The sequence below is a fragment of the Dyella japonica DSM 16301 genome, from assembly GCF_001010355.1.
Lineage (GTDB): Bacteria > Pseudomonadota > Gammaproteobacteria > Xanthomonadales > Rhodanobacteraceae > Dyella > Dyella japonica.
In genome coordinates this window covers 1-14,713 of the sequence record NZ_JPLA01000028.1, presented here as the reverse complement: position 1 = coordinate 14,713, position 14,713 = coordinate 1, and the positions used below count along the sequence as shown (strand labels likewise).

At 64.0% G+C, this 14,713-nt stretch carries 13 protein-coding genes; 9 read left to right on the top strand and 4 right to left on the bottom strand.

Going from position 1 to position 14,713, the window contains the following annotated elements:
- Positions 1–22 precede the first annotated feature (22 nt).
- Together Y882_RS11265 and Y882_RS11260 are read left to right on the top strand one after the other, a co-directional pair.
- On the top strand, positions 23–484 hold the full coding sequence (locus tag Y882_RS11265) for an Hsp20 family protein (protein ID WP_046972018.1): 462 nt from the start codon (positions 23–25) through the stop codon (positions 482–484).
- Between the two features lie 123 nt (positions 485–607).
- Positions 608–1,150: a lipocalin family protein gene (locus Y882_RS11260; protein ID WP_046972017.1), complete on the top strand. Its 543-nt coding sequence runs from the start codon at positions 608–610 to the stop codon at positions 1,148–1,150.
- Here Y882_RS11260 and Y882_RS11255 read toward each other — a convergent pair.
- Positions 1,147–1,602 carry a MarR family winged helix-turn-helix transcriptional regulator gene (locus Y882_RS11255; protein ID WP_046972016.1) on the bottom strand — a complete coding sequence of 152 codons (456 nt, stop codon included), beginning with the start codon at positions 1,600–1,602 and terminating at the stop codon, positions 1,147–1,149. The two genes, Y882_RS11260 and Y882_RS11255, sit on opposite strands and share 4 nt — an antisense overlap.
- Positions 1,603–1,680: 78 nt before the next feature.
- Here Y882_RS11255 and Y882_RS11250 point away from each other — a divergent pair, with 78 nt between their 5' ends.
- Both Y882_RS11250 and Y882_RS11245 read left to right on the top strand, forming a co-directional pair.
- Positions 1,681–2,481 carry a siderophore-interacting protein gene (locus Y882_RS11250; RefSeq protein ID WP_046972015.1) on the top strand — a complete coding sequence of 267 codons (801 nt, stop codon included), beginning with the start codon at positions 1,681–1,683 and terminating at the stop codon, positions 2,479–2,481.
- Positions 2,482–2,599: 118 nt separating this feature from the next.
- Positions 2,600–4,114, top strand: a complete 1,515-nt coding sequence (locus Y882_RS11245) for a DUF2252 domain-containing protein (RefSeq protein WP_244466324.1) — start codon at positions 2,600–2,602, stop codon at positions 4,112–4,114.
- Here the strand turns inward: Y882_RS11245 and Y882_RS11240 are convergent.
- The gene (locus tag Y882_RS11240) at positions 4,111–5,154 is read right to left on the bottom strand and encodes an alpha/beta hydrolase family protein (RefSeq protein ID WP_156171418.1); all 1,044 of its coding nucleotides are present in this window, start codon (positions 5,152–5,154) and stop codon (positions 4,111–4,113) included. The two genes, Y882_RS11245 and Y882_RS11240, sit on opposite strands and share 4 nt — an antisense overlap.
- Positions 5,155–5,201: 47 nt before the next feature.
- The gene (locus Y882_RS11235; RefSeq protein ID WP_052949921.1) at positions 5,202–6,506 is read right to left on the bottom strand and encodes an alpha/beta hydrolase family protein; all 1,305 of its coding nucleotides are present in this window, start codon (positions 6,504–6,506) and stop codon (positions 5,202–5,204) included.
- Between the two features lie 275 nt (positions 6,507–6,781).
- On the opposite strand from Y882_RS11235, the gene Y882_RS11230 reads away from it, so the two are divergent.
- From Y882_RS11230 to Y882_RS11215, 4 genes are all read left to right on the top strand, one after another.
- Complete coding sequence (locus Y882_RS11230) at positions 6,782–7,831, top strand: glycerophosphodiester phosphodiesterase (RefSeq protein ID WP_046972012.1); 1,050 nt, start codon at positions 6,782–6,784, stop codon at positions 7,829–7,831.
- Positions 7,832–8,253: 422 nt separating this feature from the next.
- Positions 8,254–8,973, top strand: coding sequence for a lysoplasmalogenase (locus tag Y882_RS11225; RefSeq protein WP_046972011.1), 720 nt, complete (start codon positions 8,254–8,256; stop codon positions 8,971–8,973).
- Complete coding sequence (locus tag Y882_RS11220) at positions 8,970–10,238, top strand: sterol desaturase family protein (protein ID WP_046972010.1); 1,269 nt, start codon at positions 8,970–8,972, stop codon at positions 10,236–10,238. Before Y882_RS11225 ends, Y882_RS11220 begins: the two co-directional genes overlap by 4 nt.
- 85 nt (positions 10,239–10,323) lie before the next feature.
- Positions 10,324–11,760, top strand: coding sequence for an amino acid permease (locus tag Y882_RS11215; RefSeq protein ID WP_046972009.1), 1,437 nt, complete (start codon positions 10,324–10,326; stop codon positions 11,758–11,760).
- A gap of 84 nt (positions 11,761–11,844) precedes the next feature.
- Here Y882_RS11215 and Y882_RS11210 read toward each other — a convergent pair whose 3' ends face one another.
- Entirely contained in the window at positions 11,845–12,429 is a 585-nt protein-coding gene (locus Y882_RS11210) for an outer membrane protein (protein WP_046972008.1), read from the bottom strand.
- A 286-nt stretch (positions 12,430–12,715) separates the two neighbouring features.
- Here Y882_RS11210 and Y882_RS11205 point away from each other — a divergent pair, with 286 nt between their 5' ends.
- A complete protein-coding gene (locus Y882_RS11205) occupies positions 12,716–14,587 on the top strand; it encodes a M61 family metallopeptidase (protein WP_484488291.1) in 1,872 nt (623 codons plus the stop codon).
- Positions 14,588–14,713 lie beyond the last annotated feature (126 nt).

Here is a 14,713-nt window from a genome sequence, read left to right as displayed (position 1 = left end):
GTTGCTCATTGGAGAATTGGTTATGCGTACTGTCCTGGATTTTTCGCCGCTGCATCGTTCCAGCATCGGCTTTGATCGCGTGTTCGACCTGCTGGAAGCAGCGCGCACGCAGGCCAACGACAATTGGCCGCCGTTCGATTCGGTGAAGCTGAGTGAAGACAGCTACCGCATCACCATGGCGCTGGCCGGCTTCAGCCGCGAAGACATCAGCCTCACCGTGCAGGCCAACATGCTTACCGTCAGCGGCGAGCGCAAGGGCGAGCAGGAAGGCGAAGTGCTGCATCGTGGCATCGCCAACCGCCCGTTCAACCGCCGATTCGAGCTGGCCGAGCACGTGCAGGTGACCGGCGCGCGCATGGAGCATGGCCTGCTGGTGATCGATCTCAAGCGCGAGGTGCCCGAGGCCTACAAGCTGCGCCGCGTCGAGATCAGCGACTCGGCCGTGTCGCCGTCGGTGTCGCAACTGCGCGACCAGGCTGCGTAAGCACCGCTGATTAATGCCGATGGCATCGGGAGGGTGACGGTATCGTCACCCTCTTTTTGCATGTCCGTGATGCGCGCCGGTGACACTGGTGATCCATTGAAGCGGATCGCACAGGAGTGCCGCATGCGAGTTCCTCGAATCTTCGTCATGGCGTTGATGGCGATGCTGGCCTTGCCGGCCGCGCGTGCGCAGCAGCTCGCCAATGCACCGGTGCAGCAGCTCGACCTCAAGCGCTATCTCGGCGAGTGGCACGAGATTGCGCACTTGCCGATGTTCTTCCAGCGCCAGTGCGTGGACACCATCAGTGCCGCCTACCGCTCGTTGCCCGATGGTCAGGTGAGCGTGCACAACGCCTGCCGCACGCGCGATGGTCAGATGGATGCATCCGATGGGGTCGCCCGCACCACGCCGGTGGCCGGCGCGCTCAAGGTGCGTTTTGCGCCCTCGTGGCTGGCCTGGGTGCCTTGGGTTTGGGCGGACTACTGGGTGCTGGAGGTGGACCCGGAATATCGCTGGGCACTGGTCGGCAGCCCGAGCCGCAACTATCTGTGGGTGTTGTCGCGCGATGCGCATATGCAGCGCAGCCAGTTCGAGGCCTTGCGCCATCGCGCGCAGTTGCGCGGCTATCCGATCGAGCGGTTGGTGATGTCCGCGCCGCTCGATTAGGCGTCGTCAGCGCGTTCGCGCACGCGATCCATCAGCTCGCGCAGTCGCTTCTGTTCGTCGTGGCTGAGCACGCCGAACAGCTGTTCTACCGCGTGCCGCTTGGGCCCCTGCACCTCGTCGAGCTTGGCCTGGCCCACCTTCGTGATGACCACCAATTGGGCGCGCCGGTCGGTGGGGTGGGGCGAGCGCTCGATCCAGCCGTTTTCTTCCAGCGCATCCAACGCCGTCGTCACGGTGCGGGGCGCATAGCCCATCTGCGTGGCGATATCGCTGGGTCGGCAGGGCGCGAGGCGGGCCACCAGGGCCAGCAGCTTGGCTTGGGAGAGCGACAGGCCGGCCGCCGTCATGGCGGCATCGACGTGCTTGCGCACCAGGTGATGCAGGGCGAGAAAGGCATCGGCCAGCTCGACCGTGGCGGACTTGCCCGGGGTTGACTTGGTGGGGGCGGTCATGAAAAAGTATTGAGCAAGCTCACTATGAGTTGCATCCATTATAGCGTCGCGCCCCCACCGCGACCAGCGAGGTCCCCCATGTCCACCTCTCCCCGTGAAATCCGGCGCGTCCGCCATCCCCTGAAAATGCGCGAGCTGACCGTGAAGCGCCTGACTCCGGTCTCGCCGCGCCTGCTGCGCGTCACCCTCACCGGCGATCTGGGCGACTTTGTGTCCGCCTCGTTCGATGACCACGTGAAGCTGTTTCTTCCGGCCGAAGGCCAGTCGCGGCCATCGCTGCCAGCGGTGACCGAGCAGGGCATCGCTTTCGATCCGTCGCTGCCGCGCCCACCCAGCCGCGACTACACCCCGCGTCGCTACGATCGTGCCGCCAGCGAGCTGGATATCGAATTCGTGCTGCATGGCGACGGTCCGGCCGTGTCATGGGCGCGTGCCGCCAAGCTGGGTGATGTGCTCGGCCTGGGCGGCCCGCGGGGTTCGTCGATCCTGCCGGATGGGCTGGACTGGTACCTGCTGATCGGCGACGAAACTGCCTTGCCGGCCATCGCGCGTCGCCTGGAAGAGGCGGCTGCAGGCGAGTGCATCATCGCCCTGGTCGAGGTGGACAGCGCCGACGCCCGCTTCGACATCACCACTGCGGCGAACGCCTCCATCACCTGGCTGTGCCGCGACGCGGGCGACGCCGGGCTGGCGGACACCGTGGCCGAGCTGATCCTGCCCGAGGGCGACGGCTACGCCTGGGCCGCCGGCGAGTACGCCAGCATCCGCCAGGTGCGGCAGCGGCTGATCGATGTGCATGGGCTGGACCGCCAGCGCATCCGCGCCTCCAGCTACTGGAAGCAGGGTGAAGTGGCCAGCCACGAAACGTTGACGGACTGAGCGCAGGCGCCCGCGGTCTACGTAGTTTTGCTATTCCACTTTACGAACCGCGGGCGTCAAATGAAGCGCTCAAGGCCGGCCCTGCGCATACCCAGGCCTACATCGTGAGGTGGCAATCATGGCGAAGACGAAGGACGAGCAAGCTCCCAAGGTCGCCCGCATGTCGAGGACGAAGGACGAGCGAGCTCCCAAGGTCACCAACAAGCGCCCCGCTGGCGCGGACACCGGGCCTTACGACAAGTTCGCCCATCGCGGCGGCGGGCCGCTGTCGCAGGAGAGCTGGCTGAAGAATCAGGCCGACCGCGAGGCGATGGCGCGAACCATCCGCGAGAAAGTGACGCGCAAGTCGCTGGGTGGCTGGAAGCCGCCGAAGAATCGCATCAATCCGGTCGACGTGTTGATCGAAACCTCCAAAGGCCGCGTGGAGTCGCTGGTGCCGATCCGCTACGGACGCATGATGGCCTCGCCGTTTGCGTTCTATCGCGGCGCAGCGGCCATCATGGCGGCGGATCTGTCCACCACGGCCAGCACCGGCATCCATCTGCAGATCTGCGGCGACTGCCACCTGGTCAACTTCGGCGGCTTCGCCACCCCCGAGCGCGAGCTCGTGTTCGATATCAACGACTTCGACGAAACCACGGTGGGCCCGTGGGAATGGGACGTCAAGCGCCTGTGCGCGAGCCTGGTGGTGGCGTCGCGCGCGAACGGCTTCAGCGACGATGATGCCAAGGACATCGCGTGGGAGGCCGCCACCTCCTACCGCAAGCATCTGGCCGACTACGCCCAGATGCCGGTACTGGAGGCGTGGTACGACCATATCGATCTGCAGGACGTGATCAACCGCATGCGCGACGAGGAAATGCGCAAGCTCGCCAACAAGAGCGTGCACAAGGCGGTGCAATACACGGCGCATACCAAGGAATTCATCAAGCTCACCGTCGAAGGCGGTTCGCCGCCGCGCATCCAGGACGAGCCGCCCCTGATCTATCACGACGACAGCCTGGCCAATCACGTCTCCGAGAAAGAACGCGCCGACGCGTTCGCCGACTATCGCCAATCGCTGCTGCCGGAGCGGCGCGTGCTGCTGGACCGCTTCAATGCGGTGGACTCGGCCGTGAAAGTGGTGGGCGTGGGCAGCGTGGGCACTTACTGCGGCATCCTGCTGATGGTCTCGGGCAATGGCGATCCCTTGTTCCTGCAGTTCAAGGAAGCACGGCAATCGGTGATCGATCCGTTCGTCGCCAACAAGCCGTACAAGCACCAGGGCGAGCGGATCGTGTCCGGCCAGCGCCTGATGCAATCGGCCAGCGATCTGTTCCTGGGCTGGTCGCAGGGTCCCAGGCGCCATTTCTACGTGCGCCAGTTGCGCGACGCGAAGATCTCGCCGCAGGTGGAGCTGATGCGCGTGCCCAATCTGCGCCGCTACGGCCGTCTTTGCGCGCACGCACTGGCACGCGCGCACTCGCGCTCGGGCGACGCCATCCTGTTGTCCGCCTACCTGGGCAAGAGCGATGCCTTCGCCGATGCCATCGCCGCATTCGCGGTGCCTTATGCGGACCAGAATGATCGCGATCATGCGGCGCTGGTGAAGGCAGTGCGCGCCGGTCGGGTTGATGCGATGACGATCCCTTAGTGCGACGGCGGCGCCGCCTGCAACAGGCGCGCCGCCAGTTCCACGCTGCGCGGTGCGGCGAGGCCGCCGAAGCGCTGGTCCAGTTCATCCAGGTCGCGTTGTGCCGTGGCGATGTCGTTGCGCGCCAAGGCTGCTTCCACCGTGCCCAGTGCCTGCTCCAGTTCGCTGGCGATCTGGGCGCGGCATGCGTCAAGCCGGTTGGCGTCGGGCGGGTGATGCGTCTCCAGCGACGTCAGCGCGCGATCCAGCGCAGTGGCGCCCGCCAGATCATGACCCGTCGCCGGGATCGTGCGCAGGTCGACATCGTCGATGCACCAGTCGTGCAGGGAGTGGCGACTTTGCCGGTCCACGTCCATCCGGGCGGGATCCTGCTGCCCGGTGAAGTAGACGATGCGCGTGCCTGTCTGGAACTGCTCCAGCAAAGCTTGAGGTGGCAGCGGAACGGCGCGGCCGACCGGGTCGCTGCCTGCCTCCAGCAGCGCGCCGTGGAACAGGTCCGGGTAGCCCAGCGCGAGCCGCAACGCCACCCGCGAGCCGCCCGAGAAGCCGCCGATATAGACGCGCTGCGGATTCACGCGGTACCGCGCCATCACGTTGACGGCAGCAAGCAAAGCCACGGGATCGCGGCGATCGAGCAGGCTGGTGTCGTTGCCGATGTTCGCGGCGGTCACGAAGATCATGCCGTGGCGATCGAGGATGGACGTCCATTCGCCGGGTACACGCGCTTCGTTCCAAGGCGGGACGAACACGAGCAGGGCGTAGCCATCGGGCGGTGCCTGCGGCGGCACATACAGCGCAAAGCGCTCGCGCGTGAGGTCGATGGCTTGGTCGACGATCGCCGTGCCCGCCGAGGCGGCGTGTTGTTGCAGGCGCCACGCATTCAAGGGCGTCACCAGTCGTCGCATCAGCTCGGGGCTGCTGGACGCACTGCCGTATTGGGTGAACACCACCTGGTCGATGACGCCCTGGGAGACGTCACTGGCCGAGGCGGCGAACGCCACCCCAGCCATGCATGCCAGCCAGAGGCCATGACGTTTCATGACGAAAGACTAGCACCGCGTTTGCGCGGAGCGATCTGTTGTATGGCTTACTTGCCCGGCGTTTGCGGCATCACGATCGTGCTGGCGCCGTAGGGCGGATGCAGGGTTCCCTTCGCATAGTCGATGGTCAGCTGCATATAGCCGGCCGAATAGCGCGTGCTTACACGTTCGCCATCGGGTTTGCGTTCGTATTCGGTCATGCCGTGTTCGGCATGCGGAAACAGCGCGGTGGTGATCGGCAGCCCCTTGGCCTGCAGCGAGGCCAGCCGGCGCAGGGTTTCGCCGCTCGGTGCGTCGATATCGTCCTGCGCCAGTTCCCACAGCTGCGGTGTGTGGAGCTTTTCCAGCACCGCCATGGAATCATAGTGCCATGGCGTGTTGAACATATACGCCTTGCCCTTTTCGCGGATATCGGCGCTGCTCATGGGCAGCACCAGATAGCTGAAATCGCCGCGCACGTCCTTGTACCAGGGCTCCTTGCTGTATTTGGCCTTGGCTGCATCGAGCTGGTCGTAGCCTTCGGCGAGATGGCTGGAGAGGATCAGGCCGATCGCATCGGAGAGTTCCCACGCCTTGTCGATCACCGACTGGTCGTAGCCCTTGAGCTTGAGGTCGAAGGCGACCGCTTCACGGTCTTCTTCCAGCGGCGAAATGGCCAGGCCGTAGCCCACGATCACGAAATCCACGTTGGTGCGCGAGGCGGCGAGCGGCGCCACCCAGCCGCCCTGGCTGCCGCCTCGATAGCCCACGCGGCCGGCGCGTGCGCCGGCCAATCGGCGGGCCTGGGCCACGGCAGCCACCGCATCATTGGCGAGCACGCTGAAGTCTTGCGTATAGGTGCCGTCGGAGGCGCCGGTGCCGCGTTTGTCGTAGACGAAGGCGCCCACGCCTTCGGCCGGAAGTTCGCGTTGCATGAAGTCGAAGGAGAGCGCCGAATCGTGCTCCGAGCCATGCACCAGCACGACCACCGGCACCTTAGCCTTGCCCGGCGGCAGGATTAGCCGTCCGACCAGGCGTGTGCCACCGTCGCCGGCAAAGGTGACTTCCTGCACCTGCAAGGCGATGCGCTCGCCTTGCCTGCCGTCGAACGTGAGCTTGCCCTGCGCGCATTCGCTGAAGTGAACCTCTTTGCCGTCGGGCCGATCGGTCCAGCCAAAATGACTGGTCCAGACATCATTCGCGCCGCGCGTGAGCTTGCCGGTGCTGCCATCGAGGCGTCGCCAGCGCAGCCCATCGTCATCTGTTGGCGCAATGTCCAGCGTGCTGCCGTCGCTCAGGCGATACGCGCCCACGTGGCAGTTGGTAGCCGGTGTGGCGGCGGCAAGCAGGGCGGTCAGCAGTGTGGCGAGCATGGACGTTTCCATCGTCGACGAGTGATGGGCAGGCTAGCACCGGTGCCGCACGCCCCCACTGGCCGCAAGTCATGGCGGTGCCAAGAGTCATGGCTGGTTGAGCGGACGTAGTGCGTGGCGTTCGCGACAAGCAGGCCCGTTGGCGTGTCAAGCAACTGCCATCAGATAGGATGATCATGCGCGGATCATTGCGCCGCTCCGGCGCGCCTTATCCATCGCAAGGAGTTGCCGTGCGTCGTCTAGGTCGGGTCGTTTTTGTCGTGGGGACACTGGTGATGAGTGCTGCCATCCATGCTCATGAAGCACCGATTGCAAAGAAGGTGCTGGTGATCGGTCATCGCGGCGCGAGCGCGCTGCGGCCGGAACATACGCTGGCTTCGTACGGCAAGGCGATTGCCGATGGCGCGGATTTCATCGAGCCGGATCTGGTGATGACGCGCGATGGCGTGCCGGTGGCCCGCCATGAAAACGAGATCAGCGGCACCACCGACGTGGCGCAGCATGCGGAATTTGCTGCACGCAAAACCACCAAGACTGTCGATGGCGAAAAGGTGACCGGCTGGTTCACTGAGGATTTCACGCTGGCCGAATTGAAAACTCTGCGTGCCCGCGAACGACTGCCGGAGTTTCGCAGCACGGCGTACGACGGCCAGTTCCAGATCCCCACGCTGGACGAAATCATCGACTTCGTGGCTGCCGAGTCGGCCACGCAGGGCCGCGTGATCGGCATCATTCCGGAAATCAAGCACGGCACGTATTTCCAGAAGCTTGGCATGCCGATGGAGGATCGCGTGCTGGCGATTCTTGCCGCTCATGCATATACGCGCACGGCACCGGTGGAGATCCAGTCGTTCGAAGTCGCCAATCTGCGTTATCTGCGCGGCAAGCTGGGCAAGGATCATCCCAATATTCGCTTGCTGCAGTTGCTCGGCGATGTGAACGAACAACCTTATGATGTCGTGGCTGCGGGCAAGCAGCTGAGCTATGCGCAGATGATGACGCCGGCGGGGCTGCGCGATATCGCCGCTTATGCTGACGCCATTGGGCCGTCCATTCGCTCCATCATTCCGCTGGCTGCGGACGGAACCTTGGGGCAACCCACGCCGCTGGTGCACGACGCGCATGCTGTGAAGCTGGAGCTGCATCCTTATACGTTCCGTCCGGAGAATTTCTTCCAGGCGAAGAATTTCTGGAAGGGGAGTGATCCGAAGACGTTCAACGAAGCGGGGTCGGTGGCTGAGATTCGGGCGTATCTGGAGGCGGGGGTGGATGCGTTTTTTACGGATGATCCGGTGATTGGGCGTAAGGCGGTGGATGGGCGGTGATGGGCGCTCTTTGAATTGGCTCGGTATCGCGCCATAGACATTCTATTGCTGGTCATCCCGGCGCTCCAGATTTTGATCGTCATTCCTGCGAAAGCAGGAATCCAGTGACTTTGCCCTTGGTTGTCGCGATACGGCGACCTGGCNNCCGCGTCATACGGGGCCCGGAGGGCAAGGGCCTAGAGCCGGGGCGTGGAGCTCACTGCACACTTGTGGGAGCGCACCCTGTGCGCGACAGCCACGCCTGGGTGTGCCGCTCCGTAGGTTTGTCGCGCACAGGGTGCGCTCCCACAGACAAGCAGGCACGGCACAGGGTGAGGCTGCAGAAATCCCGCCATCCCACCAGAACTTTTTTGCACCGCGACAGGGCCGCGGAGGCCAATGGCTCTACCATCGGCGACATCAATGGATCGGGGAATCCATGCATGTCTGTTTCAAACGCTGCGATGAGGCCGACCTCGTCGCTATGGACGGGTCTGGCTGTGCTGCTGCTGGCCGTGGGGGCCATTGCGGGGGCGACGTTCGCAACCGCCGGTGAGATCGATGGCTGGCGCTGGCTGCACTGGGTCTGCAAGCCGCTGACGACCCTGCTGATCCTGGCCACGGCCTGGCGGACCAAGCCGGCTGTGTCGACGCGCTACCGGCGCTGGATCGTCGTCGGCATGGCGTGCTCCCTGGTCGGCGATGTGTTCCTGATGCTGCCGCAGGACGAATTCGTGGCGGGGCTGGTGTCGTTTCTGCTGGCGCACGCGTGTTTCATCGTCGCGCTGCTGGGCGACAGCCGCTTCGCCGAACGCCCCTGGGGCATGCTGGCCTGCGTGGCGTACGGCGTGTTCAACCTGTGGGCGCTGTGGCCCTCGCTGCCGGTGCCGTTGCATTTGCCAGTGGTGGTCTATGTGCTGGTGCTGGCCTGCATGGGTGGCCAGGCCGTGGTGCGCGAGCGCAAGCACGCCACGGATGAGCTGGCGACCTCGGCGCACTGGTCGATGATGGGTGCGCTGATCTTCATGCTCAGCGATACACTGCTGGCCTGGGACCGTTTCCGCTTCGTCATACCGCTGTCGACGTTGTGGGTGCTGGTGACCTATTACACGGCCCTGTGGTGTCTGGCGCGGTCGGTGCGCGGAGGTGTTGAGCGGCGATGAACATGCAGGAAATCATCATCACCTGGGCGACGCCGGTGTTCTTCGCCCTGATTGCGCTGGAACTGCTGGTGGCGAAAATGCGCGGCCGCCGCGTGTACCACGGCAGCGACGCGATCAACAGTCTTGGACTGGGCGTGATCTCGCAGATCGTCGCCGTCTTCAGCAAGCTGCTGACGCTGGGCATCTACGCCTGGTGCGTGCAGCACCTCGCGCTCTTCGCCTTGCCGGCGAGCAGCGTGTGGGTTTGGGTCTCGGCGCTGCTGCTCTACGATTTCTGCTACTACTGGCTGCATCGCGCAGGCCACGAGGTGAACATCCTCTGGGCAGCGCACGTGGTGCATCACCAGAGCGAGGATTACAACCTCTCCACCGCGCTGCGCCAGACCGGCAGCGGCGTGCTGCTGGGCTGGTTGTTCTATCTGCCGATGGCCGTCATCGGTTATCCGCTGGAAGTGTTCGTGGTGGTGGCGCTGATCGATCTGCTCTACCAGTTCTGGGTGCATACCGAACTGGTCGGGCGGCTGGGCTGGTTCGATCGCGTGTTCTGCTCGCCGTCCAATCATCGCGCGCACCATGCGGTAAACGATCGCTATCTCGACCGCAACTACGGCGGCATCCTGATCGTGTGGGATCGTCTGTTTGGCAGCTTTATCGAAGAAGACGACACCGATCCGCCGATCTATGGGACGCGCTCGCCGCTGCGCAGCTGGAATCCGCTTTGGGCCAACGCCGAGGTGTATTGGGCGACCGCGAAGGACGCCTGGCATGCCCGTCGCTGGCGCGACAAGCTGCTGGTCTGGCTCAAGCCGCCCGGCTGGCGGCCGGTGGATGTGGCCGAGCGGTTCCCCAAGCCGGCGTTCGATATCCAGCGCGAGCGTTTTCTGCCACCGCTCACGCGCGGGTACATGATCTACAGCCTGGTGCAGTTCGCCCTGCTGCTGGGCATGGCGGTGCAGTTTCTCGATCTGGCCAAGCGATTGCCGGCGGCGTCACTGATCGGCTATGCCGTTTTCCTGGTGCTGAGCCTGGCGGCGCTAGGGGCTCTCACGGAAGGGCGTCGCGCAGGCGTGGCGCTGGAACTGACGCGCCTTCTAGCCACGGCGGCGGTGCCATTGCTCACCGGCGGCTGGTTCGGTGTACCCCAGCTGCCGGCTGCCTTCGTGGCGACGCTGGTCGCTGTTCCTGCCATCAGCGCACTCGTGCTGGCCTGGCTTGCGCTCTCGGCCCCGGGTCGCGCCGGCTCGGAAAAACCCATCCCCGGCTAGGACCTATGGCACTCCCCCGCAGCTGCAGCATGGCAGGGGCGGGGGCATTCGCTATGATCGCGGCTCGTTTCCCGGGGATGAGCTGATGGGTTTCCTTGATAAGTTGGTGCGCCACAAGCCTGTGGAGCTGTTGCAGGCGGAGGCCGGCAAGCGTGGCGATTTCCGTCGCGTGTTGGGTCTGTGGCAGCTCACCGCCATCGGTATCGGCGGCATCATCGGCGTCGGCGTGTTCGTGCTGGCGGGCAAGCAGGCGGCGATCAACGCCGGTCCCGCGGTGGCCATTTCCTTCCTGATCGCAGGTATCGCCAGCGCCGCGGCGGCCCTGTGCTACGCCGAATTCGCCGGCATGATCCCGGTGACCGGCAGCGCCTATACCTATGGTTACGCGGTGCTCGGCGAACTGGCCGCCTGGCTGATCGGCTGGGATCTCTTGCTGGAATACGCCTTGATCGTCGCGGTGGTGGCGATCGGCTGGTCCGGCTACGTGCAATCGGCGCTGACCAGTATGGGCATCGCGATACCGATATGGGCGCAAGGCGCCATCGGCACCGGCGAAGGACATGTGTTCAACGTGGTCGCCGCGCTGGTGACGCTGGCCGTGGCGGCGCTGCTGATTTTCCGCACGGAGTGGGGCGCACGCTTCAACACGGTGGTGGTGGCGATCAAGGTCGCGGCGGTCGCGCTGGTGATTGGTGTGGGCGTCTTCTACATCAATCCTGCCAACTGGGTGCCCTTCATCCCTGCACGCGTGATCGGTGCGGACGGCGTTGGTCACTTCGGTTATCAGGGCATCGGCGCGGCAGCAGCGGTGGTGTTCTTCGCCGTGTTCGGCTACGACACGCTGACCACGGCCGCCGAGGAATCGAAGAATCCGCAGCGCGACCTGCCGCGCGCCGTGCTGTTGTCGCTGGGCATCTCGATGGCGATGTATCTGGCCGTGTCGATGGTGCTTACCGGCATCGCGCACTACAGCACGCTCAATACCGATGCACCGGTGTCCGACGCCTTCAAGGGTCTGGGCCTGCACTGGGTGGCGTTGACCGTGTCGATCTCGGCCGTATTCGGTCTGCTCAGCGTGCTGTTCGCCTTCATGCTAGGCGCCACGCGCATCTGGTTTGCGCTATCGCGCGACGGCCTGCTGCCGGGCTGGTTTGCCCATGTGCATCCGCGCTACGGCACGCCGCATCGCCCCACCATCGTGCTGGGCGTGTTCACTGCCCTGGTCGCCGGCCTGCTGCCGATCGAGGAAGTGGCCAAGCTGGTGAATATCGGCGTGCTGTCGGCCTTCATCGTAATCTGCACGTCCGTGATGATCCTGCGCAAGCGCAAGCCGGATCTGCATCGCTCCTTCCGCACGCCGTGGGTGCCGGTGATTCCGCTGATCGGCATCGCGTTTTCCATCTGGCTGCTGGCGGAACTGCCAGCAGTCACCTGGAAGGTGTTCCTGATCTGGGTGAGCCTTGGTTTGCTGGTGTATCTGGGTTATGGCATTCGCCATAGCAAGTTGGAGAAGATGCAGTAGGGCCACACCGCATCATTGTGGGAGCGCACCAAAGAAAAACGGCCGCTTTCGCGGCCGTTTTTCGTTTCCGGCATCAACCGACGCTTAGAACTTCACTTCCACCGAAGCGGAGTAGGTCGCCACATTGGCGTTGGTCTGCGGCTCCTGCGCGCCGTCGCGGCCATACTTGATGTGGTAGTTGTCGTAGTTGAGGCCCAGCGCCACGTTCTTGGTGACGTCGTAGCCGACGCCGGCGCCGGCGTACCAGCCGTTGTTCCAGCTGCGCTCGCTGGCGGTGGTGTCACCCACGGTGACCGCGCCGGTGGTGCGCGAACGCAGGTAGCCGCCGTGACCGGTGACAAACCAGTTGTTGTAGAAGTTGTACTTGCCGGTCACGCCGATCTGGCCCACGCGCGGCTTGGCCGAGGTGCTGGCGAAATCGAAGTCGTTCTTGACCTTGCCAAGATAGGCGTAACCGATTTCAGCGCCGACGATGCCATTCCAGCGCCAGCCGAAGCGCACGTTCTGGAACACGTCGGTCTTGTCGGAGACGCCGCCGACGCGGTAGTTGCTCTGGCCCAGGTTGCCGGCCACGAAGAAATTGTCGAGCTGGTTGGATTCGTCAGCCTTGGCAGCGAAAGGCGCAACAGCGACCACGGCCAAAGCGGCCGCAAGAAGAGTCTTGTTCATGGAATGCTCCATCTATTTTTGTGATCCGTCGCGACAACAAGGGGGAATGTCGCAACAGTCCGCGTGGGGATCGCGGTGAAAAAAGGATACGGGTTTTTAACGCGCTGAAAACCCGTGAACGGTTTTGCGGAAGGGCGATGTTCAGACACTTCCATGACCAATGGCAGGGGGTGCGAGAAGTCAACGCGCACTAGCATCAGAGGTTCATGTTTCGTGCAGCAGCGCCGTGTGCACGACTGCGTATTCCTAGGAGAACCTCTTGAAAGTCTCGCGTCTCGCTTCCGCCATCTTCGCGTCGGCCATCGGCCTGGGCAGCTTCGCGGCACTCGCCGATGTGCCCGCCCCGCAGGATATTCCGTTCAATGGCACGCTGAAGATCAACGTCGACGCGACCGATATCGCCCACCGCATCTTCCGCGTGCACGAAACGGTGCCGGCGCAGGCGGGTCCGCTCACGCTGCTTTATCCGCAGTGGCTGCCGGGCAATCACTCGCCGACGGGCGCGATCGACAAGCTCGCCGGCCTGGTCGTGAAGTCCAATGGCAAAGTGATTCCGTGGAAGCGCGATCCGCTCAATGTCTACGCCTTCCACGTGGACGTGCCGCAGGGCGCGAACGAAGTGCAGGTGGAGTTCCAGTTCCTTTCCGCGCAGGACGTCCGCCAGGGTCGCGTGGTGATGACGCCGGAAATGCTCAACCTGCAGTGGAACTCGGTGTCGGTCTATCCGGCCGGCTACTACGCGCGCCAGATCAAGGCGGAAACCAGCGTGACCTTCCCGGCCGGCTGGCAGTACGGCAGCGCGCTGGAGATGGCCTCGCGCAACGGCGACACGGTGACCTTCAAGCCGATCGACTATGACGATCTGGTCGATTCGCCGATCTTCGCCGGCAAGTACTTCAAGCGCGTGGATCTGGACCCGGGTGCGAAGACGCCGGTGTTCCTCAATATCGTGGCGGACGATGCGAAATATCTGGAGATCAAGCCCGAGCAGCTGAAGGTGCACCAGAACCTGGTGCAGCAGATGTACAAGCTGTACGGCGCGCATCACTACGATCACTACGACTTCCTCTTCTCGCTCAGCGACAAGATGTCGGGCATCGGCCTGGAGCATCACCGTTCCAGCGAAAACGGCGTGGGCACCGGTTACTTCACCGAGTGGGACAAGAACATGACCATGCGCGACCTGCTCTCGCATGAGTTCAATCACTCGTGGGACGGCAAGTACCGTCGTGGCGCCGACCTGAGCACGCCGAGCTTCAATGTGCCGATGCAGGACAGCCTGCTGTGGGTGTACGAAGGCCAGACGCAGTTCTGGGGCTATGTGATGGCCGCGCGCTCGGGCCTGTGGAAGCAGGACCAGACGCTGGACATGCTGGCCAACGTCGCCGCCACCTATGATCGCGGCCGCCCTGGCCTGCAGCAGTGGCGCAATATCCAGGACACCACCAACGATCCCATCATCGCGATGCGCCGCCCGCTGCCGTATCGCAATTACCAGATGAGCGAGGACTACTATTCGGGCGGCCAGATGATCTGGCTCGACGTGGACGGCAAGCTGCGTGACCTCACCGGCGACAAGCGTTCGATCGACGATTTCGCCAAGGCCTTCTTCGGCGTGAAGAACGGCGAGTGGGACGTCAACACGTATACGTTCGAAGACGTGGTCAAGACGCTCAACGACATCGCCCCGTTCGACTGGACCAGCTACCTGCGTGAGCGTCTGGACGGCCACGGTCCGATCATCGGCGGCTTCGAGGCGAACGGCTGGAAGCTGGTCTACAACGACAAGCCTTCCGACGTGGCCAAGGCGGTCGAAACCCGCGCCGGCGGCGCCAACCTGACCTATTCGCTGGGCGTGTCGATGGGCAAGGGCGGCGACATCGTCGACGTGCTGTGGGACGGCCCTGCCTTCAAGGCCGGTCTGTCGCCGGGCATGAAGGTGATCGCGGTCAACGGCAAGGAATATTCCAGTGACGCCATCAAGGATGCGGTGACGGCTGCGGCGAAGGACAAGAACCAGCCGGTGGAATTGCTGGTGAAGAATTTCGACGAGTACAAGACGCTGCGCGTGGATTACCACGATGGGTTGAAGTATCCGCATCTGGAGCGGATTGAAGGGAAGGCGGATCGCCTCTCTGAGTTGCTCAAGGCGCGCTGAGTCACGCCGCTTTGCTCCCTCTCCCCTCCGGGGAGAGGGTTGGGGTGAGGGGCGGGTGCTCGCGGGAACGTTTCTATTCGTCATTCCTGTGAAAGCAGGAGGCGCTTTTCAACAGCCGAGTGGCTG